The sequence below is a fragment of the Bombella sp. ESL0385 genome, assembly GCF_009725755.1.
Classification (GTDB): Bacteria; Pseudomonadota; Alphaproteobacteria; order Acetobacterales; family Acetobacteraceae; genus Bombella; species Bombella pollinis.
Window position 1 is genome coordinate 116447 of record NZ_WNIJ01000001.1, and the last position, 25122, is coordinate 141568.

At 46.0% G+C, this 25122-nt stretch carries 24 protein-coding genes; 11 read left to right on the forward strand and 13 right to left on the reverse strand.

All coding sequences use genetic code 11. From position 1 onward, the window contains the following. Positions 1-8: 8 nt before the first annotated feature. Positions 9-1607 carry a glucosyltransferase domain-containing protein gene (locus tag GM557_RS00625; RefSeq protein WP_155572548.1) on the reverse strand — a complete coding sequence of 533 codons (1599 nt, stop codon included), beginning with the start codon at positions 1605-1607 and terminating at the stop codon, positions 9-11. Positions 1608-1708: 101 nt separating this feature from the next. Beyond that, entirely contained in the window at positions 1709-2704 is a 996-nt protein-coding gene (locus GM557_RS00630) for a glycosyltransferase family 2 protein (RefSeq protein WP_230880554.1), read from the reverse strand. An 80-nt stretch (positions 2705-2784) separates the two neighbouring features. On the opposite strand from GM557_RS00630, the gene GM557_RS00635 reads away from it, so the two are divergent. From GM557_RS00635 to GM557_RS00645, 3 genes are all read left to right on the forward strand, one after another. Continuing rightward, positions 2785-4842, forward strand: coding sequence for a hypothetical protein (locus GM557_RS00635; RefSeq protein WP_155572549.1), 2058 nt, complete (start codon positions 2785-2787; stop codon positions 4840-4842). 114 nt (positions 4843-4956) lie between these two features. Continuing rightward, complete coding sequence (locus GM557_RS00640) at positions 4957-5901, forward strand: glycosyltransferase family 2 protein (protein WP_155572550.1); 945 nt, start codon at positions 4957-4959, stop codon at positions 5899-5901. Positions 5902-5919: 18 nt separating this feature from the next. Continuing rightward, positions 5920-7341, forward strand: a complete 1422-nt coding sequence (locus tag GM557_RS00645; RefSeq protein ID WP_196424557.1) for a hypothetical protein — start codon at positions 5920-5922, stop codon at positions 7339-7341. A 58-nt stretch (positions 7342-7399) separates the two neighbouring features. Here the strand turns inward: GM557_RS00645 and GM557_RS00650 are convergent, their stop codons facing one another. From GM557_RS00650 to GM557_RS00660, 3 genes are all read right to left on the reverse strand, one after another. Continuing rightward, positions 7400-8218 carry a hypothetical protein gene (locus GM557_RS00650; RefSeq protein ID WP_155572552.1) on the reverse strand — a complete coding sequence of 273 codons (819 nt, stop codon included), beginning with the start codon at positions 8216-8218 and terminating at the stop codon, positions 7400-7402. A gap of 251 nt (positions 8219-8469) precedes the next feature. Continuing rightward, the gene (locus tag GM557_RS09000) at positions 8470-8955 is read right to left on the reverse strand and encodes a glucosyltransferase domain-containing protein (RefSeq protein ID WP_155572553.1); all 486 of its coding nucleotides are present in this window, start codon (positions 8953-8955) and stop codon (positions 8470-8472) included. 268 nt (positions 8956-9223) lie between these two features. Further along, positions 9224-10774 carry a glycosyltransferase family 39 protein gene (locus GM557_RS00660; protein WP_155572554.1) on the reverse strand — a complete coding sequence of 517 codons (1551 nt, stop codon included), beginning with the start codon at positions 10772-10774 and terminating at the stop codon, positions 9224-9226. 125 nt (positions 10775-10899) lie between these two features. Between GM557_RS00660 and GM557_RS00665 the strand changes: the two genes are divergently transcribed. Then, the gene (locus tag GM557_RS00665) at positions 10900-12354 is read left to right on the forward strand and encodes a glycosyltransferase family 39 protein (RefSeq protein WP_196424558.1); all 1455 of its coding nucleotides are present in this window, start codon (positions 10900-10902) and stop codon (positions 12352-12354) included. Here GM557_RS00665 and galE read toward each other — a convergent pair. Continuing rightward, positions 12339-13325 carry a UDP-glucose 4-epimerase GalE gene (gene galE / locus GM557_RS00670; RefSeq protein WP_155572556.1) on the reverse strand — a complete coding sequence of 329 codons (987 nt, stop codon included), beginning with the start codon at positions 13323-13325 and terminating at the stop codon, positions 12339-12341. The two genes, GM557_RS00665 and galE, sit on opposite strands and share 16 nt — an antisense overlap. A gap of 181 nt (positions 13326-13506) precedes the next feature. Here galE and rfbB point away from each other — a divergent pair, with 181 nt between their 5' ends. From rfbB to rfbD, 4 genes are read left to right on the forward strand one after another with little or no spacing between them, the layout of a single operon-like run. After that, on the forward strand, positions 13507-14562 hold the full coding sequence (gene rfbB / locus GM557_RS00675) for a dTDP-glucose 4,6-dehydratase (protein WP_155572557.1): 1056 nt from the start codon (positions 13507-13509) through the stop codon (positions 14560-14562). Then, positions 14559-15482, forward strand: coding sequence for a glucose-1-phosphate thymidylyltransferase RfbA (gene rfbA / locus GM557_RS00680; RefSeq protein WP_155572558.1), 924 nt, complete (start codon positions 14559-14561; stop codon positions 15480-15482). The genes rfbB and rfbA overlap by 4 nt, the downstream gene beginning before the upstream one ends. A 35-nt stretch (positions 15483-15517) precedes the next feature. Continuing rightward, on the forward strand, positions 15518-16078 hold the full coding sequence (rfbC, locus tag GM557_RS00685) for a dTDP-4-dehydrorhamnose 3,5-epimerase (RefSeq protein ID WP_099026559.1): 561 nt from the start codon (positions 15518-15520) through the stop codon (positions 16076-16078). Between the two features lie 20 nt (positions 16079-16098). After that, complete coding sequence (gene rfbD, locus GM557_RS00690) at positions 16099-16989, forward strand: dTDP-4-dehydrorhamnose reductase (protein WP_230873350.1); 891 nt, start codon at positions 16099-16101, stop codon at positions 16987-16989. A gap of 13 nt (positions 16990-17002) precedes the next feature. Here rfbD and GM557_RS00695 read toward each other — a convergent pair whose 3' ends face one another. The 6 genes from GM557_RS00695 to pqqA all read right to left on the reverse strand — a co-directional run bounded on the left by GM557_RS00695 (position 17003) and on the right by pqqA (position 21173). Next, positions 17003-17809: a polyprenol monophosphomannose synthase gene (locus GM557_RS00695; protein ID WP_155572560.1), complete on the reverse strand. Its 807-nt coding sequence runs from the start codon at positions 17807-17809 to the stop codon at positions 17003-17005. A 60-nt stretch (positions 17810-17869) separates the two neighbouring features. After that, complete coding sequence (gene pqqE / locus GM557_RS00700) at positions 17870-18955, reverse strand: pyrroloquinoline quinone biosynthesis protein PqqE (protein WP_155573417.1); 1086 nt, start codon at positions 18953-18955, stop codon at positions 17870-17872. Positions 18956-18978: 23 nt separating this feature from the next. After that, entirely contained in the window at positions 18979-19275 is a 297-nt protein-coding gene (pqqD, locus tag GM557_RS00705) for a pyrroloquinoline quinone biosynthesis peptide chaperone PqqD (protein ID WP_155572561.1), read from the reverse strand. Positions 19276-19301: 26 nt separating this feature from the next. Further along, a complete protein-coding gene (pqqC, locus tag GM557_RS00710; RefSeq protein ID WP_155572562.1) occupies positions 19302-20033 on the reverse strand; it encodes a pyrroloquinoline-quinone synthase PqqC in 732 nt (243 codons plus the stop codon). Further along, positions 20030-20947 (reverse strand): pyrroloquinoline quinone biosynthesis protein PqqB, encoded by a 918-nt coding sequence (gene pqqB, locus GM557_RS00715; RefSeq protein WP_155572563.1) that lies wholly within the window; start codon positions 20945-20947, stop codon positions 20030-20032. Before pqqB ends, pqqC begins: the two co-directional genes overlap by 4 nt. A 145-nt stretch (positions 20948-21092) precedes the next feature. Continuing rightward, the gene (gene pqqA / locus GM557_RS00720; RefSeq protein WP_099026553.1) at positions 21093-21173 is read right to left on the reverse strand and encodes a pyrroloquinoline quinone precursor peptide PqqA; all 81 of its coding nucleotides are present in this window, start codon (positions 21171-21173) and stop codon (positions 21093-21095) included. Between the two features lie 231 nt (positions 21174-21404). Between pqqA and gmk the strand changes: the two genes are divergently transcribed. From gmk to hisD, 3 genes are read left to right on the forward strand one after another with little or no spacing between them, the layout of a single operon-like run. Next, positions 21405-22028, forward strand: a complete 624-nt coding sequence (gene gmk, locus GM557_RS00725; protein ID WP_155572564.1) for a guanylate kinase — start codon at positions 21405-21407, stop codon at positions 22026-22028. A gap of 45 nt (positions 22029-22073) precedes the next feature. After that, a complete protein-coding gene (gene hisG, locus GM557_RS00730; protein WP_370513398.1) occupies positions 22074-22769 on the forward strand; it encodes an ATP phosphoribosyltransferase in 696 nt (231 codons plus the stop codon). Next, a complete protein-coding gene (gene hisD, locus GM557_RS00735) occupies positions 22769-24061 on the forward strand; it encodes a histidinol dehydrogenase (RefSeq protein ID WP_155572565.1) in 1293 nt (430 codons plus the stop codon). The genes hisG and hisD overlap by 1 nt, the downstream gene beginning before the upstream one ends. Positions 24062-24107: 46 nt before the next feature. On the opposite strand, the gene GM557_RS00740 is transcribed toward hisD, so the two are convergent. Further along, positions 24108-24887 carry an alpha/beta fold hydrolase gene (locus GM557_RS00740; protein ID WP_099026550.1) on the reverse strand — a complete coding sequence of 260 codons (780 nt, stop codon included), beginning with the start codon at positions 24885-24887 and terminating at the stop codon, positions 24108-24110. Positions 24888-25122 lie beyond the last annotated feature (235 nt).

The window sequence follows — 25122 nt, forward strand, 5'->3', positions numbered from 1 at the left end:
CCCCTGTCTCATGGTTGGTGTGGACATTCACGGTGAAAGTCCACCACAATATGGTTATCGCGTTTATATAGATTATAAAAACGCCTTTTAATAATTGCATCATAAGAGCAAGAGGCACGTATATTTAAGGCTTCTTGTTTAGAAAATTCACTATTTTCAAGTAGTTCTGGTATAAATGCAGCATTATCTTGTAGTCCTTTCATCTTCATTAAGAAATATGAAAAATCCCACTCTCTAAACAAGAAATCTCTTTCGGCAATGGCACGTCGGTGGTGTAGAATAGATTTTGCGATAGGTGGAACAGGTGTATCAATTATGCCAGTAGAGTCCTGAAAATGAATCATTGAGTTGAATGAGTAATCTATATCGTGTGGTGTCTTATATCCTAATGGTGGTTGATGGTGCGTTAGATTGCGTATAATAACAGGCCGACCGTCAGAAATAGAATATACATCCTCAACAATTTTTGAAGCTATGTCCATATTCATCTCTTGAATATCATGTAGAGCATTCCCCCATAGATAGGAGAATATAAAGGGGATAAAAAGAGTATAAGTTGCAATAGCTATAGATATTTTATTTTTGTATAAGGTTGGTTGTGGACCTATATTGAAGAAAATAGCGATAGATAATAAAACCCCATTAGCCATTAAAGTGCGCATACTATATACGGGGTGATATAGAAGAATAAGGGGGCCTGTCAAAGAGAAAAAGGCGAATACCAAAAAACCAAACGCCATCATCATAGAGTTTGTGCCACGGTTTTTATAAAAAATATGCAACATTCTTATAAAACTAATGGTCAATATTATACCGAGAATTTCTTCAAGATGTCCTCCTTTTATGCCAAATTCAGAAAGTGCATTTTCAGATAAATGGAAAAGGTTTTTTATTATATAAAGAGGTTTAAATATCGTACGTGCATGCTCCTGAGCATATATCTGCAAGTGAATTATCTTTGATTCAATTTTATAAAGCAGTAAAGAAGAAATAATAAATATCATATTACGATTGAAATATGAAAAAGTTATTCTAGGTGATGAGTTATATAATTTTATAAGAGAGGAAAAGGCAATAAGACTCAAAATAACATTGGCAGAAGATTGATAGAAATTAAGTGCGCATAAGCTCCAGAATATTTTATAAAGGGTCGTTTTAGCTGACCAATTCTCATCTTTAACGGCTATACTCAGTATAGCACATGATAGTGCAGACCCCATAGTAAGACTATCAAATCGATAGGATAAGTTCTGCAAAAAATATGGTGAGCATACAATAAAAGAAAGGGATAAAATTGCTGATATAGTGTTCATTTTCCATTTTGCGGAGAGGATAGTTAAACTAAAAGATAGTATTAATATAGACAATAGTTGCGTTAAGGGAGATATATCATAAATAGATTGAGAGGCATCGAGGAGGATATATAATAATTCAGATAGTATTCTACCATCATGGATGAAATAGATTTTGTGCCTGATTTCTCGGGGTATATCGTCAAAGTAAAAAATATTTCCATGCAGAATAGAGTATACAAAAATAAAAAAAATCACAAAAAACGTTAAAAATCTCTGAATAAATATTTTATTATCTTGGAGGGAAGAAAACATGGTTGCTATCCTTGTTTAAATATGAAAAGCTAATCTAGCTGCTTAGAAAATTACCGTCAAGACAATAGTTATTCCTTATGGTTTGGTGGTGTAGTATAAACCTAATGGCGTTTACGGATGATATATACAGGACGTTGTTTAGTTTCCATGTAAATTCTTCCAATATATTCTCCAAGTATTCCAACGGTTGTCATTTGAATGCTTCCAAAGAAAAGAATAGCGAAGAAGATGGATGTATACCCTTGTGTTCCATTTCCATAAAGTAATTTATGGAAAACAACAAAAAAACCATAAATGATAGATAAAATAGCACCTATAGTGCCGAGATAGGTCCATATTCGGAGTGGAATGGTAGAAAAGCTCGTGAAGCCTTCTAATGCAAGGTTCCATAAGGAAAATGGAGTGAATTTGCTCTCTCCTGTTTCTCGTGCTTGCCTTTTATAGGTAAGTGTCTCTGTCTTAAAGCCAACGTAAGCAAAAAGACCCTTCATGAAGCGTTGGCGTTCTGGTAAAAGTTTCAGTGCATCAATGACACAGCGGTCTATAAGGCGAAAGTCACCAACATTTTCTGGTATTTTCAAAGGAGAAAGCGCATTATGAGTCCGGTAGAATAGGCTTGCGGTGAAACGTTTGAGAACATGGTCTGTCGTCCGGTCGGAACGTTTTGCTAAAACGACCTCTGCCCCCGCCTCCCATTTTTTCACCATTTGAGGGATAAGAGAGGGGTTGTCCTGTAAGTCTGCGTCAATAATGATAGCAGCGTCTCCTGTGGCTTCATCAAGGCCGGCGGTCATAGCAGCTTCTTTACCAAAATTTCTGGAGAACTCAATGATTTTAAGTCGATTATCTTGTTCTTGTAAACTGGTAGCAATTTCAACAGTTTTGTCTGAGCTTCCATCATCAATTAAAAGAACTTCCCATGTGATATGGGGAATATTGTCAAGGATGTTGTTTAGGGCGTGTAAAGACTTAATAATATTTTTTTCCTCATTGTGGCATGGGATTATTACTGAAATGACGCGAGAAATCATTTGGGTATCACACTCCAGAGAGGAACGCTCTTGGTTGCTTTTAGAAAGGGGATCATCTTTTTTCAAGAGAAATATGTATCTTATAGACACAGAGATTAAAATGTATTACAAAAGCCTCGCTCTCTCTAAGAATAAGGTAATGAGTTATGGAAAAGGTAAAAAAAAGCAGTATATTACCTATTATTTTAATAATTTATGGAGTATTTGTTGCGTATAGGGAGGTCTTCTCTCTTTGGAAAGTTGATAGCGATATAGCTGTTTTTCCTGTCATGATTAGATACTTTCTAACGGAGGGATGGAGTGCCCTTAAAACATTTCATTTTCCAATAGATAATTGGTTTTTTTCGATTATTATTCCGTATGGAATTGTATTTCATTTTTTTGGTGAACAATCAACGCTTCTCCTTGTGTTGGGTGCTGTTGTTTTTTGTCTTACGGCTTTTTTTGCCGGACTTTTGGTTTTTAAGCTTTCTAGTCTAAATCAAGGACTTTGGTGTGGGGCTTTAATATTAGCTGCACCACAAATTGCGTTAGGGCGTGGTGGGTTCTTGTTATACTCAGTAGCACACAATGCTTCGATGCTTTGGGGATTGTTTGGAGTTTTATTGTGCTTGCTTTCGATTAGAAAACAAAATATTTTTTTTCTTATTCTTTCTGGAGTTGTTTTCTCTCTTTCATCTTTTTCTGATCCGTGGATGTTGCCAGTATTTGTTCTTCCAATAATCATTTCGTCATTTATAATGTTCTTTTTAGAATCTGGTCGGAAAAGGTTGTTCTATACAGTATGGTTTTTTATAGGACTTTTTGTAATTATTTTTTCTGAAACGCATTGTTTGGGATTGTTCCCTATAAGTGCAATATACAAAAAAGGTTTTACAAGTGTTAATCTTTCGTGGAAGTCTATTATTTTTACCTCAGCTTCTGTGTCTTATTATTTTAACTTTATTCCGCTTCTTAATTTTAATAATTTTTACGGTGTGTTGTTGAGTGAAGAAAAAAGAAATGCTTTGTTGTATTATATAGCGATGGTTGTAAACTTTTTAATTTTCTTTTTCATAATCTATACACTCATAAAGTCGATAAAAAGAAAGTATCTTTTTCCTGAAAGAGAGAATTTATTTACTTTTATGTTGTTTATTTTGTCAATTTTAGGCATTTTTTCAGCCTCCGTTGTGTTTAAAGGTGTTAATAACATCCGTCTGGCAAGATACATTGTCAATATATACTATGCTTTGATTATATGTGTATGCTTGTTGCCGTGGAAGTCAATGGATCCGAGTATCCGTAAGAAGTTTTATGCTTTGGGTTTTTTATTTCTATCAGCTAGTATTTTGAGCAATAAAAGCGTTTGGAAGGGGCCTGCTCTTTTATCATCCTTTGATGTAGAGAATGAAGTGATTTCATTTTTAAATAATGAACAGATTCAGTATGCTTACGGAGACTATTGGGGGTTGGAAGCGCATACTATCACATGGAAAAGTCATTATGAGAAAGTTGTGCGTCCTCTTCTTTATACGATGGATTATCATGGATTCTTACCGACGATTTGGACGTCTCCAAATTGGTATCACGTGCCGTCTTCACAGAAGTGGGTTTTTGTTCTGACTAACCTAGGTGATGATAGAGTCTGTCCTCCATATCCATCATGTAGAGAAGCTGTTCTGAATCAGTTTGGTTCACCACTCTACATAAAGCAAAAACATCAGGTTACATTTTTTGTATATGCAGGGAACAAAATGAATCTGCCATATGATATTAATGTTGAAAATTGGAAGAAACCTCTGAGTATATCTTATGATTCGGTGTTGTCGTGGAAAGATTTTTATCCAGAAATAGAGCTGAATGGTAATAACCTTATTTCGGTTGATGGTTGGGAGTGGGCCAAGCATGGAGTGGTGACTACGGAGGAATATGCAACTGTCTATGTGCCGGTTTTAGATAGGTCTTCCACTCTAGTGAGAATGTGGGTGCATCTTTCTTCAAATAAAATGGATCAATTACCTGTAGATGTTCTTTATAGAGGTAAGGTAGTAGCGCAGTGGGTGGTGCCATCACATGAATCTATTTATTATTTAGAGCTTCCCATTGAGCCAGGTCAAAATAATTTGGATTGTCAATTTCATATTCTTAATTACAGGGCAAAACAAAAGCCGATTAATGGGATAAGGATGTATCGGGTTAAAGTTTTGGACCATGGAGGATAAGGTTATGGTATATTGTTTTTATGAGGTTAGTATTTTCATGAAGGTAGTGGTTGTTTAATACTTATATGATAATTATAATTTCTGCTTGTGAGAGATGTTTGTAGAGGGTGATATATGAAGAGCTGGGATGACGTGAAAATTGCTATTCTAATACCGTGTTATAATGAAGAAATGGCTATAGGGCGGGTTGTTCGTTCATTTCGGGATATTATGGGTGATGTTCCGATTTATGTTTATGATAATAATTCTACCGATAACACTATAGAGGTTGCCCGGGATGCGGGAGCGATTGTGCGCACCGAGGCCTTGCAGGGGAAGGGGTATGTTGTCCGGCGCATGTTTTCGGACATAGAGGCGGATTTTTATATACTTGTTGATGGTGATGCAACTTACGAGGTTGAGGCGGCTCCTAAGCTTTTAAAGATGGCGTATGAGCAGGGGCTGGACATGGTAAATGGGGCACGTGTGACAACGCAAAAGGCTGCTTATCGGCGAGGTCATGTTCTGGGCAACAAATTGTTAACGGGGTTAGTGACGTTGATATTTGGACGGCGCCTTACGGATATGTTGTCAGGGTATCGTGTTTTTTCGAGACGTTTTGTTAAGTCATTTCCTTCTTTATCGAGGGGATTCGAGATTGAAACGGAGTTTACAATTCATGCGTTAGAGCTTTGTTTACCTATAGGGGAGGTAGAAACAAAGTATGTAGAGAGGCCTCAAGGGAGTATGTCAAAATTAAAGACATATCAAGATGGTATAAGAATATTGGGAGCAATTGCTAATATTGTAAGGCTTGAAAAGCCCTTTTTCCTTTTCTCAGTTATTGCATTCTTTCTTTTTGTAACTGGTATTGCTTTAGGTTGGTCTATAGTGTCCTTTTATTTGGAGAAGGGGACAGTTCCAAGGCTTCCAACTGCAATATTGGCGGTTTCGTTTATAATATTATCCTTTTTGAGTTTTGTGTGTGGTTTAATATTAGATACGGTAGCAATTGCCCGAAAAGAGCAAAAATATTTATCTTATCTTTCATATCCGATACGTTTCTTGGATAAAGTCTGAAATAAAGAGGTAATGAAAATGATGAAAACGAGGAATATGGTATCGCTCATTTGGATTTTTTCTGCTCTTTGGAGCATTATGGGTGTTCTGAGTTGGTCACATTTGCCAGTGGGGTATAAAGATGATGGTCTTAGATTAACGTTTAATAGTATGATGGAACATATGCTGCATGGGCAGTTTGATGTTGCACCATGGAGTGTAGGACAAGAGGGATTTTTACGAGACGGGAAGGTATACGCTTATTGGGGTATTTTCCCTGCGCTTTTAAGATTACCCATTTTACTGCTTCCTAATGGACTTCATCTGGATGTAACGCGTTTTTCGTCTATTATTGCTCTTCTGGTTATATTGTTCTTTCATTACAAAATTTGGGATTTTCTTTCGCGGCGTTTTTTTCAGGAGACAAAATGGGCTTCTGTAAGTTTGGCTGTTGTGCTTGCCTTTTCTGGCCAGCAGGTTTGTTTTTTTGAACATAATTTATATCAAGAGGTTTGTTTTTGGGCGTTGGCCTTCGCAGCATGGTTTGTATATTCTGCTATACGTACAATATTTGATGAAACATATTGGCGAAAGGCTGGGCTTTCTATGGCGATTGCCGCTAGTTGTGCCTTGTTGACGCGTGTTTCTATGGGGATTGGGTTATATGCGGCATTATTTTGTTTTTTCGTATATTTTTCTTATAAAGCTTATGTAGTTTCAGATAAGCACGCCTTAATGGAGTGTGTAAAATCACTTATAGGGCCTGTTATTGTATCAGGGTTGGGGCTGCTCATTACAGCATATGTAAATTATGAGAGATGGGGTAATCCGTTAACTTTTGCAAATTATAGCTTATATTTATATAATATCGAGTATCCTGATCGTATTCTAAGAACGAACTTATACGGTTTGTTTAATATTCATAGATTCTATTTAGGGCTTGTATATTTCTTCTTTCCCATTTGGATTTTCCAAAAACATGATGGGACATTTTTGCTTCAACAAGATTTTACCAAATTGATTGATGCGAATGAGTTGCCTGCAAGTAGTTTCTTTTTGACAGATGGGTTCATGATGCTCTGTGGGGGCATTTTCCTATGGACTCTTTTATTTAATAGGAGGAAGGATATATTCCCTTTTCATCGATTGTTGGTTGGAGCAGTCATTATATCATTAGGTATCCCTGCTTTTTTGATGATGATAGCGATTAGTATGAATTACCGGTATCGGGCGGAGTTTTATCCGGACATTATTCTATTGGGAGCGTTGGGGCTTATTTATATTGTTAGGTATAAGAGTGACGTTCCATATCTTAAGAAAATATTGATGGCACTTATTGTAGTTAGTGTTTTAGTATCTAATTTTAATTCTCTTTTATATGGATTCTCTGAGTTGGGACCATGTTATCCATACATGCCGCATGGGGTTGGATATTATTACTACCACAAAATCTTTAAGTGAGAATGAAGCCTAGAGGAGCAGTCCCATAATGTAAGGGGCTGCTCCTTTTATATGGGGTCTATTCGTTACATTTATGGGAGAAGTCAACGAGGATATAGCTCCCTTTTTTATAGATATTGTAATACCTATTGGCACGCATGGCCTCATATGAACAATGCTCATATATGCTTTGGGCTAGAGCAAAAGGAAATTGGGGGCTCTCATCAATAGAGCGGAAATACGTGGCATTGCTCTGGAGGTCATGCTTTTTCAGGATGAACTCTCCAAGTGGATCATAAATTACATTATGGTCAAATATAGCGCGCCGTGCATGCCATATTTTTTTAGTAATAAATGGAACAGGGACATCAAGAATACCATCATCCGTCTGGGTAGCGATTGTCGTGATGTTATTGACTGTTTTATGTTGGGCTTCAATACGGATGAAAACAGGACGTTGTTTGGAAAGGATATAAATATCATTGACAATATTGCTGGCTATAGCTTCGTTAAGTTCAGTTTGAGCTGCAATGGCATTTCCCCATTGTGTTGAAAATGTCATTTGGATGAGGAGTACCCAGCTGGTTAGGAGGATTTTAATGGGGGTTTTCTGAAATGAGGCTCCTCTCCCTATAAAGAATAGCATGAAAATAGAAAGGAATGCACCATTTGCTATGAAAACGCGCATATCAAAGACAGGATATCTTAAAAGTGAGAGAAATCCTGCTAAGGAACAAATAGAAAGAATAATATAAAATAGAGATAAGGAGAGATATGGAAGTTTACCCTTTTTGTAGAAAGTATAAAGAAGGTTCGTCAAGCCAATTATCAAGAAGATTCCTAAAAGGATTTCTAGTCCTCCGCCATGGATACCAAATTCTAGGAAGGCATATTCCAATAACTTTCGAATATTGTTTAGGATTATGAATGAATTATGTGTGAATTGAGCGTGAAGTGATGCGTAACTCTCGTCTTTTCTAAAGATTACTTCACATTTGTAAATAATAAGCGGGATGGGGAGATATAATATATTCGCTACAAGGGAGCGAATGGAATATCTAGCATTTTTATCATACAATATAAATAATGACTCAGTTATTGAAAATATTAAAAATGTATTCAATGTCGGTTGATAAAGATTAAGTGCAGCTAACAATAATATTGATTTAAATAATATTTTTTATAGGAAGAGGTAAATGTTTTTTCTAAAATAAAAAACCATATTATGCATGATAATGCCATGCTTATAGTGAGGCTATCGAAGCGATAGGATAAGTCTTGAAGAAAGAAAGGTGTACAGACAGTAAGTCTTAAAGCTAAAGATGAAGATGTACGATTTAATTTCCATTTTAATGATAGAGACGCAAGAGAAAAGGAGAGAAAGATAATTGCTAATACTTGGAGGAGTGGAGATAAATCATATGCTATATTGCTTGCATTTATAGTAATAAAGATAAGTTGGGCAAGAAAGCGGCCTGTTTGTGTGCATGAAATATCCCTAGTGGCAGAGCGATAATAGTCATCTGGATAATAAAAATTGCCGTGGAGGATAGGGTATAAGAATAGTCCCAAGATAGCTAGAAAGATAAGAAAACGTACGGATGCTTCAGACTGTTCTTTGGAGATTGAATGCATAGCAATGCCTCATTTGCGATTATTGGATATGTTTCTATTGTAAAGTATCATAGAGGTCAAAAGATAAGGTGTTTGGCTTGAAAAAAATTTATTTATTAAATATATATATTAATAATATTGTGAAATGAGCACTTCGCGAAATAAAAAATTCTTTTTGTTTTCTTGTAATATGAATTTCATATTGAGTGGTGTGGGTTGACCGCATAAAATTGATTATTGTTGTAAGTTGATGATTTTTTAAGTGTATAACTTCATTAAATAATGAAATTTATTTATGTTTATAAATAATAATATTGTCTAAATTTTCATTTATTCTGTGTCTGTATATTTCTTTGTATGATTTATTTATTATTCCCAAAATAAATTTTTCTGTTTCAGGGTTGATATTATCATCATATGGGTCTCTATCCATAAGAATGTATAAAGGGCTCTGTGAGAGAATATGCTTTATCTCTGGAAGAGGATCCATAGGGAGGGCATTTTTTTCTATTGTGGTGCCTAGCTGATTGGAAAAAGGCAAACGTGTTAATGGACAATAGGGAATTATGTCCAAAAGAATGTCAGGGGCCCGCATATTAAAAATACACCCTGGATCAGAAGATAGTAATTGAGAAATTATCATAAAATCATGAGGACTTCCTTGTTTACGGATAGATTTAACACCTTTTTTTGTCTCAAAAACACCGACGATAAGTAGTGCGATGATGATGAGTTGCCCTATTTTAAAATGACGAGGAGAGGAAGAACGTGTTGTCGTTGTATTTATAAAGGAAACAACACATATAATGGCACTTCCCCATAGTGGGGCAGCATTAATAAAAAGAGGTGCAAAGAGAGGGAGGGCATAATGTTTGTCAAAACAGCCAAACACCAAATAGCCACCTAAAGCAGCAATACCCCACCCCGCAAGAAAATAATTAGAGGCAGAAAGAATTTTTCTGTCTGTTAGAAGGAGGCGCAAACAGAAAGTTCCCAAGTAAAGAACGAAGATAAGGAGCGCGTTATGGATCGGGCCCCTTAAAAGAGATGCATTATTGTAAAAGGTATTACTTTTTAGAAAAATAGAATTAACATTTGCGAACCACCATTCATGAAGGTGATGAATGGAAGTGTAAAAGGTGATAACAGCAAGTGTGGGTAGTAAAGCTATGAGACACCACGCAATAGCGTGAGCACAGATAGAAAACCAGTTCTTTGTTTGTTCTTTGTACAAAATCCATAGAAGATAAAGGCCAGCAAAAACGCCTTCAAAAACAACAGTTGGTTTGATTTGAATAGCCAGCCCGAAAAGAATCATAACCCAGCAGGCAGTAGAATCGAGTCTATTAAGGCTCTTCTCGTTAATGTACTTTACAATAAGCAGTACCGCCCCTGTGACGAGGGTATTATAGAAAATAGGCGTTTGTCCTCCCGCACCACCGAAGCCAACAATCCATGTAAGGTAAAGGCAGCCTGCACAGAAGGCTCCACCAATTGGGGCGATGGAGCGGGCAATTTTAAAGCAAAAAATAGAGGTCAGCCACGCGCTAAGGAGTGCGCCTATTTGGTAAGCCCAGATGCGATAGGGACCAAAAAGATGAAAGAACTCATAGATAAGGAAAATGCCGATGGGTTTTCTATCCCAGATATCGACATAAGGGAGATCGCCATGGAGCATGCGTCCCCCAACGAAAAGGTAGAACTCTTCATCAGAAAATATAAAAGGGTTACCCAAAACGGCAGCGCGGGATAAATATGCAACGAGGAGCAAACAAAAATAGAGAAAATACCAATTATCTAAAGTTTTTTTTAGGGGGGACGCATTTAAAAAGGAGCGCATAAAGGTCTGATTCTTTAAGAGGGTATGTTATACATCGAAAAATGTAGCGGGTGATGTGTATATCATGTAGAGAGGGCATGATAAAGCTTAAAATTAGGAATATGAGGATAGTAGGTAGAGATTTAATGTCTAGCACAGCAAGAAAAAAAGTTATTTTAGGACTATGGAGCTTGATGTGGTGCGTAGTGTTTTTACTCACCTGTTTACGCACAGGGGCTGTGATGTTCCATCATGTTGCGCTGGATTATAATGAGGGGTGGAATGCCCTGTTAGCGGGCTGGGGGATAGGGGTAGGCGGGCATCAGCTATATTCGTCTGAAACGGGATTTATATTTAATAATTATCCTCCATTATCCTTTTTTATCTTTGGGTGGGTGATAAAATTAGGCGGGGATGCCATCATTGTAGGGCGTATAATTTCCTGTTTGTCCATAATTTTATCATCTATTCTTATACAACGTTTAATAAATATTATGACGAGGAGTGCGCTATCTGGTTGGGCGGGATCTCTTATATTTCTGGCAACCATGAATACAGCATTTTATAATTATTTTGGGATGAATGACCCTCAATGGTTGGCGCAATGTCTTATGTTGGTTGGAGTTTATATTTTATTTTCGTCTGGGCGCGTTAGTTTTGTATGGTGGCGTCTCTTATTAAGTGTTCTGTTTATTGTATTGGGTGGATTTACTAAACATAATTTAGTAGCTTTGCCGTTAGCTTTATGTGTATGGATGTTTTTTTTAGATAAGGAAAAGGCATTTTTATGGGCGAGTATGTTGGTTATATGCCTCGGGATAGGGTTTTCTATTTGTTATCAAGCATATGGGATGTTTTTTTTCCATGATGTGTTTTTGCATAAGCGGACGGTGCGGCTAGGGCATATTGTGCATGGGATGAAAGCGCTCTTATTGATGGTGGGTATTGTTGTATCTGGTATTGGGGTAGCGATTTATTACAGAAAAAAAATAAAAATACATGATAATATTGTATTTGCATTGTTGTTTTTGATGTTCGCTCTCTTTTTTGGGTTAATGGGATCAATGGGGGCGGGTGTAGATTATAATAGCATGTTTGATGTGCTTGTGGCGGGGACGCTTTTATGTGGGATAGGGCTTGCGACATTATTAAATGATGCGCGATGTGGAAGCGTGATGTCTTATATGTGCGCCACTATGTCGCTATCATTAGTGTTTCTTGTGCCTATACGGGGCATGAGCTTTTATCATGATATTGTATCTATTCATGACAAAGAGGCATCATGGGCTGAGAATATCCGGCTGATGCAGGCTCATAAAGACGATACATTATGCACGGATATGGCGTTATGTTATTGGGCGCATGCGACTTATCCGGTTGATATGTTTAATCTGGCAGAGGCTTTAAAGGTCGGAGGGGGACTTTACCCGGTACAGGCGTTCATCATGAATCATAAGGTTGCGTTTGTGCAGCTTTATGGGGCACCTGATGCTTATCGTACAAAAAGCACTTATTTTGATGGATGGTTGCAAAAAGCAGGCTATCGCCCCGTCTTCACAGGGCAAGGCCATATGCTGTTGCTTAGTTATAAGCCCCTATAGCCATTAGGGTGGGCAAGCCGCCAGCGGAAGGCAGTTTCTATAATATCTTCAATTTTGGTGTAACGGGGTTGCCAGCCAAGCTCTGTACGGATGCGCGTGGGGTCGGTGACCAAAATGGCAGGGTCCCCCTCACGGCGAGGGGCCCAATCCCAGGGTAACTCTCTTCCCGTTACTGTTTCGATTGCTTTGAGGATATTCAAATTACTAAAGCCCTGCCCTGTACCGAGATTGTAGGTTACTGAACCAGTATCAAGGCGATTGAGAGTGAGGATATGTGCTTCGGCTAAATCGCTAACATGAACGTAATCGCGGATGCAGGTGCCATCTGGTGTTGGGTAGTCATTGCCAAAAAGCTTGAGAGGCGGACGGCGGCCTAAAGCAGAATCTAGCGCGAGGGGGATGAGATGGGTTTCGGGCTGATGGTCCTCACCGAGGCGGCCTTTGGCATCTGCCCCGGCAGCGTTGAAGTAACGTAGGCAGCCATAGCGGAGGCCGTGTATTCTCTCGGCCCAGTTAAGGGCGCGCTCGATGAGGAATTTGCTTTCCCCATAGGGGGAGCCGGGATTAATGGGTGAGTCTTCAGAGAGAGGGGTGTTACCTTGATTATTAAATAAGGCCGCTGTGGAGGAGAATAGGAAGCGCGGGACGTTATAGCGGACGCAGCCTTCAATTAAATTAAGGGATGTTAGCATATTTTGGCGCAGGTAATGGTACGGTGTCGTCATAGAGGCTCCGACCAAAGAAAGTGCTGCAAAATGTAATACGCCATCCCAAGGGCCGTTTGCTAGGATGGTGTTAAGACGATTCGTGTCTAGAAGATCAACCTCGTGGAATTGAGCTCCAGTTGGGATGGCGGCGCGGTGGCCGGTGCTAAGATTATCTAAAATGGTGACGTGGTGGCCATGCTCTATGAGAGCGAGAGCCACATGGCTACCGACAAAACCGGCTCCACCTGTAACAAGATAACGCATAGCGGGGAGGCTTCCTTTGCATTGTTAAGCTGTGGGGGAAGGGTATGGTGTTACGATGGAAAAAGAAAGAGGGTGCTTGTTGTGTGACAATACGCTATTGCAGCGATAAGCTGTTAAGGTCTGGTCAGTAATGTGAGATATGCTTCTCCTAAGTTAATGAGGGATGTAGGAAAGGGACGGAATGAAGATTGTTGTAACGGGAGGATGTGGTTTCATTGGGTCTGCTGTGATACGGCATCTCTTGAGAAAGACATCTCATCAGGTTCTGAATATTGATTGTATGACGTATGCTGCCTCTGAAGAGACAGTGGCAGAGGTGGCGACGCAGCCGCGTTATAGGCATGAAGCCATCTCGATTAACAATCAAAATGCGGTGGAGCGTGCGTTAGCGGCGTTTCAGCCAGATGCGATTATGCATTTGGCGGCGGAAAGCCATGTGGACCGTTCGATTGATGGGCCGGGGGCTTTTATTCAGACTAATATTGTCGGCACTTATTGTTTATTAGAGGCGGCGCGCCAGTATTGGTTAGGGTTAGAGGGTGCTAAAAAGGCGGGGTTCCGTTTCCTTCATATTTCAACAGATGAAGTGTTTGGCCATCTGGAGCCTGAGGCCCCTCCTTTTACGGAGGAGACAGCCTATGATCCACGTAGCCCCTATTCGGCCAGCAAGGCGGCATCGGATCATTTAGTGCGGGCATGGTATCATACTTATGGCTTCCCAGCTTTTGTGACCAATACGACCAATAATTACGGGCCATGGCACTTTCCAGAGAAGCTCATCCCCTTGATGATTATTAATGCATTAGAGGGGCGGCCTTTGCCGGTTTATGGCAAGGGGGAGAATATTCGGGATTGGTTATTTGTGGAGGACCACGCTGCGGCGTTGGTGCGGGCTGTGGAGCGTGGTAAACCGGGGGAGACTTACGCTATTGGTGCCCGTCAGCCGCGTAAGAATCTCGATGTTGTGCGGCAAATATGCGCTATTTTGGATGAGCTTGCGCCAGACCCAGCCGGGCCACGAGAACGGTTGATTTCTTTTGTTAGTGACCGGCCGGGGCACGATTTCCGTTATGAGATTGACCCAAGCCATGCCGAGACCTGTTTGGAGTGGAAGGCCGAGCATGATTTTGAGACCGGGCTGCGTCGGACAATCCAGTGGTATTTAGAGCATAAAGCCTGGTGGCAGCGTTTGCGCGAGCAGCGTTATGACGGGCAGCGGCTGGGAGTACAGAAATGAGACATACACAGGCTAACCCTAAAAAGCAGCATGTTACAAAAGGGATTTTGCTTTCTGGTGGTTCTGGGACGCGCTTATACCCAATGACTTTGGCGGCCTCCAAGCAGCTCTTGCCTGTTTATGATAAGCCGATGATTTACTACCCGCTTACGACCCTGATTTTGGCAGGGATACGGGAGATTATGATCATCACAACGCCGGAGGACCAAGCGCAGTTTCAGCGTTTATTGGGCAGTGGTGAGCAATTTGGGGTGAGCTTTACCTATCGTATTCAGCCTAAGCCGGAAGGGATCGCACAGGCATTTCAGATTGCTGAGGATTGGATTGCAGGCTCACCTTGTGCGTTGATTCTTGGTGATAATCTGATTTTTGCAGATGGGTTGGAGCATATGTTGCGGGATGCGGCGTGCCGTTCGCATGGGGCAACGGTGTTTTCTTATCAAGTACGGGACCCAGAGCGGTATGGCGTTGTCTCCTTTGATGAGACAGGCCGTGCGGTGGATATTGTAGAAAAGCCGATTCATCCGCCATCTCATTGGGCGGTGACGGGGCTTTATTTCTATGATGAGCGGGTTTGTGAGTTTGCACGTCAGGTGAAACCAAGTGCCCGTGGTGAGTTGGAAATTACGGACCTGAACCGCATCTATCTAGCAGAAGGGACGCTAGAGGTGGACCGGCTAGCCCGTGGTTGTGCGTGGTTGGATGCGGGAACGCCTGATAGTTTGATGCAAGCGGGGACGTTTGTGCAGGCGATTCAATCCCGCCAAGGATTACTGGTGGGCTCGCCAACAGAGGCGGCTTATCGGATGGGTTTCATCCCGCGTGAGAGATTGATCGCCACAGGGCAGAAAATGGCTAAGACGCCCTTAGGGCAAACGTTGCTGCATGTTGCGGCAGAATATGGACCATCAACCCTTTAAGGGTGGCATGAATAAGGTAAATGAGGAGCAATGTGATGAAGGTTGAGGCATTATCCCTCCCCGGTATTTTGAAAGTAACCCCCGCGCGCTTTGGGGATCATCGAGGGTTTTTCTCGGAGACATATAACCAAAAGGCTATGGCAGAGGCGGGGATTCCTGAGGTTTTTGTGCAGGATAATCAGAGCCTTTCGCGCCAGAAAGGCGTCGTGCGGGGGTTGCATTGTCAATTAGAGCCTTATGGGCAGGGTAAATTAGTGCGTGTAACGCGCGGGGCGATTTGGGATGTCGCGGTGGATGCACGCACAGGCTCGCCGACTTATGGGCAATGGGTCGGGGCGGAGCTTTCCGCTGAGAATTGGGCACAGCTTTGGTTGCCCGTTGGGTTTTTGCATGGTTTTGTTACGCTTGAGGAGAATACAGAGGTGCAATATAAATGCACCGGCTTTTACGATAAGGCCTCTGAGCGGTCTGTTCGGTGGGATTGTGAGCAGATTGGTATTGAATGGCCGGTAGAGCGTGGGGCGGCTGTATTGTCCGAAAAGGATGAGCAAGCCCCGGCGTTTGAAGCCGCAAAGGGCTGGTTTTCCTACAAATAATGGCAGCGGAGGAGCGGATTATGGCTAAGCCTTCTATTCTTGTCATTGGTCGTACGGGCCAGTTGGCGACCTCTTTGCAGAAGCTGGGAGGAGAGCGTGTTGTTGCGGTGGGTCGGCCAGAGGCGGATTTGCAACAGCCAGAGAGCCTAGCGCAGGTAATTGACGCGCATAAACCGGCCTTCATCGTCAATGCAGCGGCGTGGACGGCGGTGGACCTTGCCGAGAGTGAGCAAGAGGCGGCTAAGCAGGGCAACCATACAGGGCCTGCGCGTTTGGCCGAGGAGGCTGCAAAACGGGGTATCCCGTTGATTCATGTTTCAACGGATTATGTGTTTGATGGCACAAAAGGGGCCCCGTATAAAGAGAGTGATCCGATTCATCCTGTAACGGCTTATGGGAGGACCAAGGCCGAGGGAGAGGCTGCCGTGTTGCAGGCCCAACCGCGTAGCATTATTTTGCGGACGGCATGGGTGTATTCCGACCATGGGAAGAACTTTGTAAAAACGATGCTCAATGCGGGTGCAAAGGCTCCTCATCTGCGCGTTGTGGGGGACCAGAGGGGGAATCCAACATCATCGGATGATTTAGCGGCCGTTATTTTAGAGATTCTGCGCAAAATTGAAGAGACAGGTTGGCAGGATGCTTATGCGGGTATCTTCCATGCGAGTGGGGCTGGTGAGGCCACATGGTATGAGCTGGCTCATTATGCGCTAGAGCAAGCGGTACAATATGGTCAGCCTATGCCGGGGATGGAGGCTATCACAACAGCAGATTGGCCAACTCCGGCGGCACGTCCTGCGGATTCCCGGCTGGATAATAGCAAGCTTCAGCGTGTTTTTGGGGTGCGTTTGCCGCATTGGCAGGAGAGCGTGGCGCGCGTGGTGAAGGCGTTGTTGCATAAACCCGCCTAAGCGCGTGGTTGGTTTATGAGGATGATGAATGGCGGCAGCGGGTGCATAGAGCTTTAAGCCCCACTGCTATGCCAAGCCCAGCTAAGCCTACGGCCCCATAAGCGAGGGCGGGGCGGCGGCGGAAGCTATTCTTAGCCAGATTTTGCGCAAAAATGAACATGACGCTGGAATCTAGCTTGCTCTCCCCATGAGCGCGATTGCGGAATGTCATGGGGACTTCATGGATGCGAAGCGGCTCCTTCCGCGCAATCATGAGGTCCAGCAGGATTTTAAAGCCATGGCCATCGAGGAAAGGGGCACGTTGTGTAAAGACCGTGCGCTTGACGGCGAAAAAGCCGCTCATCGGGTCGGTGAGGGGGACGTTTAGGAGCCATTGTGCTGCCCAGATGCCCGCATTGGAGAGGAAACGCCGCCACCCGTTGGAGAGGCCCTCATTACTTCCCCCTTTGATATGACGGCTTGCAACCGCAATGTCGGCACGGTCGGTTTGGAGGGCCGTGATCATCTCACGCAAGCAGGTTTCATCATGCTGGAGGTCACCATCCATCACAGCGATGATGGGGGCGGAGGCACTTAAAGCCCCTTCAATCACAGCGGAGGATAGCCCACGCCGCCCAATGCGCAGGATGCCACGCACATAAGGTTTCGTTTCTGCCAGCTTGCGAACGGCCTTCATCGTGCCATCGGGGGAGTTATCATCAACAAAAACAACTTCCCACGCCACATCTGTTAGAACGCCCTCAAGAGCCTCTACCAGAGGAGCGACATTCTCGATCTCATTATAGCAGGGGATGATGATGCTGATATCTGGGGCGTTCATGCTGGGGTCCATAAAGGGGGAGATGCCCCCTCTTAGGGAGTCTATCTGGGGAGTGCAAGGTTAGGGGCGTGTTTTCTGCAAAGAGGCAGCCCCCATGCGGCGGTACATAAAGTGTTGAGTGTCGGTTTTTTCGGCTTCGGCAATGGCGTCATCAATGAGATGACGGTGGGGGGAGAGGGTGCAAACAGGGTCGGTTTGTGTGGCATCGCCGAGCAGGGCGAGGGCTTGGCAGCGGCAGCCGCCCCAGTCAATCTCTTTGCGTGCGCAAGAGGCGCAGGGCTCTGGCATCCATGCTGTGCCACGAAAGAGGGTAAAAGCGCGGGAGTGATACCAAATATCGCTAAGGGACCGCTCCCGCACGGAGTCAAAGTGGAGGGCGGGGATGGTCTCTGCTGCATGGCAGGGCAGAACATGGCCAGAGGGTGAAATATTGAGGAAGCGTTGCCCCCAACCGCCCATGCAGGGTTTGGGGCGGTCGGCATAATAATCGGGTGTGACGTAGTCAATGGCTAAGCCGCCTTTGGCCTCCTCCTGCGCGACATAATGTGCGGCTTCCTCTAGCTGTGCGCGGGAGGGGAGCAAGGCAGCGCGGTTTTTGAGAGCCCAACCGTAATATTGCGTATGAGCCATCTCCACCCGTTGGGCATCAAGCTGGCGGGCAAGGGCAAACATGGCAGGAATACGGGAAATATTAGCTTTTTGGAGGACGAAGTTCAGCGTAAGGGGAATCCCCGCCGCCCTGATAAGTTGGGCGGCTTCCAGTTTACGGGGTTGGACTTGGGGGAAGTCACTGAGCCGGTCGGCCTCTGCATGGTCGGTGTCTTGGAAGGAGAGTTGGACATGGTCTAGCCCACTTTCATCAAGCTGCTTCATGCTTTGAGCGGTGATGAGGACGCCAGAGGTAATGAGGTTGGTATAGAGATTAAGCTTATGCGCATGGGCGATGAGCGTATAAAGGTCTGGGCGGGCCATAGGCTCCCCGCCAGAAAAATGGACCTGCAACACCCCCATAGCGGCGGCTTCTTCCAAAACGCGGAGCCAGTCTTGCGTCTCAAGCTCTTGCGCTTTGCGTTCAAGCTCGAGGGGGTTGGAACAATAAGGGCAGGAGAGCGGGCAGCGATGGGTCAGCTCTGCCAGTAAGCTCATCGGGGCAGGGGGGCGAGGTGTACTCACAGGCGGAGAATCCGCTTTTCAGTTAGGTCGGATAAAAGGGCGAGAACATCGGCTGCAATCTGCGCGCGTGGGGCTTGATAGCGTTCGGCGAGGCGGTCGATGATGGTGCTGATGGAGGTATGGCCATCAAGCTCTTGGAGGATGGCCACAGCGATTGCATCGGCAAGGAAGGCCCGCTCTGGGGCCTGAATGACCCATTGCTCCCGCACTTTATCATGTTGGAGGCGATACCCACGGCTGAAACCGGGGCACGAGTCTTCAGTCACGATGGGGGGAGATGCGGGGCTGGGCATAGGGGTCTTTCAGGCGGTTGGGGATGTTAGGGGATGTCTGGCACAAAGGCACCGGGGGGGATGTTGCCTTCTACATAAGCGTGGTCCAGCGCATCCAGAAGTTGCCAGAGGATAGCGCATTTAAACTCTAATGCGTGAAGAACTTCTTGCTGTTGCTCTGGCGTGCGGGCATGGGTTTTGACGTAATTAAGCGCGAAGGTGGAATCCTGCGGGGCTTGGGTGAGACGCGGCTTGAAATAGGCCAAAGTCTCCTCCGAGATATAAGAATAATTACGGAGCATCCCCTCCATACGCTCTCCAATGATGGTGGGGGAGAAAAGCTCCGTTAAGGAGGAGGCAATGGCAGCGAGTATGGAGCGGTCGCGCACAAAGGCTACATAAGCATCTACCGCAAAGAGTGTTGCTGGTAGGAGGCCCTCAAGGCTTTCTACATAAGCATCATCCAGCCCTAATCCGCTCGTCAGCTTTAGCCAGCGTGCAATCCCGCCGGGGCTGGAGGCGGTGCCGTCATGGTCTTCAATACGGCGTCGCCATTCCCGGCGGAGTTCAGTCGTGGGGAGGCGAGCGAGGAGGGTTGCGTCTTTTTTGGGAATCTGCGCTTGGTAGTAATAGCGGTTTAAGGCCCAGGCTTGGAGCTGCCCTTTGGTCAGCTTGCCTTCATACATCGCTTTATGGAGCGGATGTTGGCGGTGATAGCGTTCTGCCCCGATGGCACGGAGGCGGGCTTCAAGTTCATCTGGTGTGAGGAGAGTGCTCATGATTCGGCCTTTAGTTGAAAGCGCATCCCATCTTCCCCCACAATCCAGCCAGCTTGTTTAGCAGCGTGATGTTGGGGGCTATCATCTAGTAAGATGGGGTTGGAGTTATTGATATGGATGAAGACCTTCTGCGGCTTCGTGCAATGGGCAAATTGCGCGAGGGGGCCATCGGCTTCATTTACAGAGACATGGCCCATGCGATGCCCGCTTTTGGGGCTTAGCCCGGCGCGAATCATCTCATCATCATGCCAGAGTGTGCCATCAAAAAAGAGAAGGTCTGCATGGCTGACACGCTCTTTAAGGGCGGGGGTGATTTCCGCACAGCCGGGGATGAAAAGCATCGTTTTCTGCCCATCAGAGAGGGCAAGGCCAAGCGTATCATCGGGTTTTGTGCCTTCATGCTCCACATAAAGCGGGGCTTTGCCCGGCACGGTAAAGACTTCCAGCATCAAACCAGAAGGAGAACCATCTTTAAGCAAGAGCGGCACAGGCGCACCCTCGGTGAGGGGGAGGCGGGGGATGATGCTGCGATCTAGGGCTTCAAAAATGGGGTTGCGGTCGAGTTGAGCGAGAGTGGAAGGGCTGCCCATAAGGGTGAAAGGTTCACGCTCGCGGAGGGTGAGCAGCCCGGTAATGGCATCAATTTCCGCCCCAGCAAGGATGACCCCCTGGATGGGGGTACCGCGCATAGCCCCTGTTTGATGTAAAGCCGGGGTAGCGAGAATCTGCTGGCGGAGGTCTGGTGAGGCATTGAGGAGGAACCAATGCTGCCCATCCCCGCTTACGGCGAGGGAGGCTTGCGTGCGGGCTTTGGCCTTTTTGCCCTCTCTGGCGAGGAGGCAGCCTTTTGCGGCGGAGTTCCATTGTGGGAAGCCTCCCCCCGCACCGGCCCCTAAAATAATGACATCAAGCATGAGGATGGCCTCTTATGGTTGTGTCTGGCTGATGCGCCGATACCGTTTTGAGCGTGTATGACTACGCAGCTTTGGGGAGGCGCATGGATAGGGTGGCAGGCTGTAAAAAGGGGCCTACCACCCTAAACGCATGGTTGCGGAGAGGTTATTTCGTCTCGCCGCAGACATAAGAGTTGATTTCGCCGCCCAAGGGGATTTCGGTTACTTTCGGTGTGTTCCATGCCATGATGGTACTCCTTATGTAGCGTGACTTGTGCAAGGCTGCACAAGGGTGAGCGTGTCCCTTCTTTAGGGAAGCTCCCCATTGGGAGGATAAAGCAAACTTAACCAAAAAGGCCAGTAGAAACCGCAGCGTAACGTAAAACTATCGTGTTTAGCCTGATAAAGGGGTTGCTGGTCATGGGGCTTTTTTTCTGGCACATGAGGCGGATTATAAAATATCAAGCGAGGGGATGTTATGGCAAAGCCATCACGGCGGGGTGTGTGTTTGGTTATTTCTGCGCCTTCAGGGGCGGGAAAATCCACCATAGCGCAAGCTCTGCGTGAGGCCGATCCGACCATCTTTACCTCTATTTCTGTCACAACGCGCGCACCTCGCCCCGGTGAGGAAGAAGGGGTGCATTATTACTTCCGCGATATGCCAACCTTCCGCCGTATGGCCGAAGCGGGGGAGTTGCTGGAATGGGCAGAAGTGTTTGGCCGTGGCTATGGCACCCCCCGTGCCCCGTTAGAAGCTGCTCTTGCCGCTGGGCGGGATGTGATTTTGGATATTGATTGGCAAGGCCATCGTCTGATGCGTCAGGCCATGGCAGATGATGTAGTGGGGTTGTTTGTTCTACCGCCCTCTTTGGAGGAATTAGAAGCCCGTTTACGGGGGCGTAAGACCGATGGCGATGCGGAAATTGCCTCCCGCATGAAGGCCGCTATGGGCGAGATGTCTCATTGGCCAGAGTTTGATTATGTGTTGGTCAATGATGATTTGGATAAAGCGGTTGCGGAGGCACGGTCTGTCCTTGTGGCGAATCGGCTAGCCCGTGCCCGCAGGAAGGACCTAGAGGCTCTCTGGCCTGTAGCGGGGTAGGCTGGGCTTTGCTAAGCTGGGGAGGTTATGTGAGCAGGAGCGTAAATGATGAGTGAAACGCAGGTAAAAACGCCGCTTATTCTGGCCCTCCCAAAGGGGCGGATTCTTAAAGCTTTGCGCCCTGTGTTGCATCATACAGGCTTTGAACCAGCACAAGATTGCCTTGATGAGAGCAGCCGCCGTTTGCGTTTTCCGACCTCTAGCCCGGATTTGGACGTCGTGCGGGTGCGGTCTTTTGATGTTGCTACCTTTGTGGCTTATGGCGGGGCGGACATTGGCGTCTGCGGGGCTGATGTGCTGATGGAGTTTGACTACCCCGACCTTTATGCCCCGCTAGACCTTGGGATAGGCGGGTGTCGTATCGCTGTTGCGCGGCCTAAAGGGAGTGGGGAGGATGAGCCGCCAGAGGGGCGGTCCCGCTTGCGTGTGGCCACAAAATATCCGGCCATTGCGCGGCGTCATTTTGCCTCGCGCGCGGTGAATGCGGAGATTGTGCATCTCCATGGGGCGATGGAGCTTGCCCCAGCCCTTGATATGGCCGATGTGATTGTGGACCTTGTCGATACCGGCTCGACCTTGCGGGCTAATGGGTTGGAGGAGGTTGAGACGATTGCGCATATTACAAGCCGGTTGATTGTAAATCGTATCGCCTTAAAGACGCGACCGGAGGAAGTCGGGCTTTTGATTGAGCGTTTCCGGGCGGCTGTGGCGCAATCTATGCAGCAAGGGGAGTGTGCTTGATGAAGCGTCTTGATACCGCATCGCCAGAGTTTAAGGCGCATTTAAAGGCGGTTTTGGCTCGCCGGGGAGAGCAAAGCGGCTCTGTCGCAGAGCCTGTGCGTGCGATTCTGGCAGATGTGCAAAAGCGGGGTGATGAGGCCCTTTGTGCTTATACAGCGCGGTTTGACCGCCTCACATTGGAGGCAGGGCAGCTACGCATTAGTGAGGCAGAGATTGCCGAAACCGCTGCGCGTGTTGCGCCGGAGACAAAGGAGGCTCTGGCCTTTGCAGCAAAGCGGATTCGGGCCTTTCATGAAGCGCAGCTCCCTAAAGACCTTGATTATACGGATGAGGCAGGCTTGCGTTTGGGGATGCGCTGGACACCGCTCGATGCGGCAGGGCTTTATGTCCCCGGTGGGAAGGCGGCTTATCCCTCCTCTGTGTTGATGAATGCTCTACCAGCGCATGTTGCGGGGGTGAAGCGGTTGGCGATGTGCGTGCCAACGCCAGATGGCGTGCTGAATCCGCTCGTGATGGAGGCCGCGCGCCTTTGTGGTGTGACGGAGATTTACCGTGTTGGCGGGGCGCAAGCGGTAGGGGCTTTGGCCTATGGCACGCAGAGCATCGCCCCGGTGGACCGTATCGTAGGGCCGGGTAATGCGTTTGTAGCAGAGGCGAAGCGGCAAGTTTTTGGCCATGTGGGGATTGATAGCATCGCCGGGCCATCCGAGGTTGTGGTGGTCGCGGATGGGAAGAATGACCCGCGCCTTGTCGCGATTGACCTCCTCGCCCAAGCTGAACATGATGAGCAGGCACAATCAGTGCTGATTACGCAGGATGAAGCCTTTGCTGATAAGGTCATCGCTGCGGTTGAGGCGGAGTTAAAGACCCTTCCCCGTGCAGATATTACGCGGAAAAGTTGGGCAGATTGCGGGGCTGTGGTGATTGTTCATAGCGAAGATGAGGCTGCTGATGTGGTGAATGAGTTCGCCCCAGAGCATTTGGAGGTGCTGTTGGATGAACCACGGGCCTTTAGCCAGAAGGTCCGCCATGCAGGGGCTATCTTTATGGGGCGGTTCTGCCCAGAGGCCGTAGGGGATTATGTTGGTGGGCCGAATCATGTTCTGCCGACAAGCCGCACAGCCCGTTTTGCCTCTGGCCTTTCGGTTTATGACTTCCTGAAACGGACAACCTCTATCGAGACAGATATGGAAGGGTTGAGACAGGTCGGCCCTGCTGGGGTGATTTTGGCACGGGAGGAAGGGTTAGATGCCCACGCCCTCAGCCTCTCTGAGCGTTTAAAGAAGGGCTGATGTTAAAAAGGGCCGCTCCTTTGGAGGGCGGCCTTTTTTGATGGGGTTACCCGCGGAAGAAGTCCAACATCATAGCGTTAAAGCTGGGGGCATCTTCCACATGCAGCCAATGGCCGGTATTGGGGATGGTCTTGACCTCCGCTTTGGGGAAGTAATCCTGAATGACAGCATGATGATGGGGCTTGATGTAAGGTGAATCCCCGCCACGGATAAAGAGGGCAGGGCCGTCCCATGTTTTGCCGCTAAAGGCTTCGACTGGCCATTCCTGAATCACGGGGAAGCTAGCGACAATATCTGTCACACCGATATTCCATTGGGCAGGGTCACCGGGGGTGATGTGCTGGGCAATGAGCTCGCCTACGGAGGGGTCATCGGTGAGGTCATGAAGGAACTTGCGGATTTCGGCATGGCTGCTGAGGGCAGGAAGCGGCGTATGATAAAGCTGTTGGGCAAGGTCATGCTGGCCATGAATCATCGTATCGGGGGCGATGTCGGCGATGAGCAGCTTTTCAATACGTTCCGGGGCGGTCAGCGTGGTGGCCATGGCTGTTTTCCCGCCCATGGAATGGCCTACGAGATGGGCTTTCTCAATACCGAGTGCATCCATGCTCTCAAGCACATCTTTGGCCATTTCCGGGTAGGAGATGGGGGCGTGGTCGCTCTCGCCATGGCAACGGAGGTCAAAAGCAACCGTGTTAAAATAAGGGCTAAGGGCCCGTTGTAGGATGCCCAAGTTACGCGCCCGCCCAAAAACACCATGAAGCAGAACGACCGTTGGCGCATTATCAAGGCCTGTTTCATTGCGAATAAGGGAAGCGAGCTGCATGACTGTAACCCTCTAACGGACTGAAATTATGAGAAGAACCGCCGCTTATAGAGTTATTACGGATAAAATCAATCCTATATTCCCTATGAGAGCTATTACAACGAGTTTAGGTTTTGGAGATTATTTTAAAAAGGTAACATATTAAGTGTTCTTATGTGTTTCAAAGAGGTTCATCGGTAGGGGGTAGTTGTGTTGATGGGGTATAATATGTCCTAAAGGGATAAAGTCCGTTTTG

What these genes read in the sequence shown, in the direction of transcription:
- GM557_RS00625 (WP_155572548.1), bottom strand. Translation starts at nt 1,607, where the DNA reads ATGTTTTCTTCCCTCCAAGATAATAAAATATTTATTCAGAGATTTTTA.
- GM557_RS00635 (WP_155572549.1), top strand. Translation starts at nt 2,785, where the DNA reads ATGGAAAAGGTAAAAAAAAGCAGTATATTACCTATTATTTTAATAATT.
- GM557_RS00640 (WP_155572550.1), top strand. Translation starts at nt 4,957, where the DNA reads ATGAAGAGCTGGGATGACGTGAAAATTGCTATTCTAATACCGTGTTAT.
- GM557_RS00645 (WP_196424557.1), top strand. Translation starts at nt 5,920, where the DNA reads ATGATGAAAACGAGGAATATGGTATCGCTCATTTGGATTTTTTCTGCT.
- GM557_RS09000 (WP_155572553.1), bottom strand. Translation starts at nt 8,955, where the DNA reads ATGCATTCAATCTCCAAAGAACAGTCTGAAGCATCCGTACGTTTTCTT.
- GM557_RS00660 (WP_155572554.1), bottom strand. Translation starts at nt 10,774, where the DNA reads ATGCGCTCCTTTTTAAATGCGTCCCCCCTAAAAAAAACTTTAGATAAT.
- GM557_RS00665 (WP_196424558.1), top strand. Translation starts at nt 10,900, where the DNA reads ATGTCTAGCACAGCAAGAAAAAAAGTTATTTTAGGACTATGGAGCTTG.
- galE (WP_155572556.1), bottom strand. Translation starts at nt 13,325, where the DNA reads ATGCGTTATCTTGTTACAGGTGGAGCCGGTTTTGTCGGTAGCCATGTG.
- rfbB (WP_155572557.1), top strand. Translation starts at nt 13,507, where the DNA reads ATGAAGATTGTTGTAACGGGAGGATGTGGTTTCATTGGGTCTGCTGTG.
- rfbA (WP_155572558.1), top strand. Translation starts at nt 14,559, where the DNA reads ATGAGACATACACAGGCTAACCCTAAAAAGCAGCATGTTACAAAAGGG.
- rfbC (WP_099026559.1), top strand. Translation starts at nt 15,518, where the DNA reads ATGAAGGTTGAGGCATTATCCCTCCCCGGTATTTTGAAAGTAACCCCC.
- rfbD (WP_230873350.1), top strand. Translation starts at nt 16,099, where the DNA reads ATGGCTAAGCCTTCTATTCTTGTCATTGGTCGTACGGGCCAGTTGGCG.
- GM557_RS00695 (WP_155572560.1), bottom strand. Translation starts at nt 17,809, where the DNA reads ATGAACGCCCCAGATATCAGCATCATCATCCCCTGCTATAATGAGATC.
- pqqE (WP_155573417.1), bottom strand. Translation starts at nt 18,955, where the DNA reads ATGAGCTTACTGGCAGAGCTGACCCATCGCTGCCCGCTCTCCTGCCCT.
- pqqD (WP_155572561.1), bottom strand. Translation starts at nt 19,275, where the DNA reads ATGCCCAGCCCCGCATCTCCCCCCATCGTGACTGAAGACTCGTGCCCC.
- pqqC (WP_155572562.1), bottom strand. Translation starts at nt 20,033, where the DNA reads ATGAGCACTCTCCTCACACCAGATGAACTTGAAGCCCGCCTCCGTGCC.
- pqqB (WP_155572563.1), bottom strand. Translation starts at nt 20,947, where the DNA reads ATGCTTGATGTCATTATTTTAGGGGCCGGTGCGGGGGGAGGCTTCCCA.
- pqqA (WP_099026553.1), bottom strand. Translation starts at nt 21,173, where the DNA reads ATGGCATGGAACACACCGAAAGTAACCGAAATCCCCTTGGGCGGCGAA.
- gmk (WP_155572564.1), top strand. Translation starts at nt 21,405, where the DNA reads ATGGCAAAGCCATCACGGCGGGGTGTGTGTTTGGTTATTTCTGCGCCT.
- hisG (WP_370513398.1), top strand. Translation starts at nt 22,074, where the DNA reads ATGATGAGTGAAACGCAGGTAAAAACGCCGCTTATTCTGGCCCTCCCA.
- hisD (WP_155572565.1), top strand. Translation starts at nt 22,769, where the DNA reads ATGAAGCGTCTTGATACCGCATCGCCAGAGTTTAAGGCGCATTTAAAG.
- GM557_RS00740 (WP_099026550.1), bottom strand. Translation starts at nt 24,887, where the DNA reads ATGCAGCTCGCTTCCCTTATTCGCAATGAAACAGGCCTTGATAATGCG.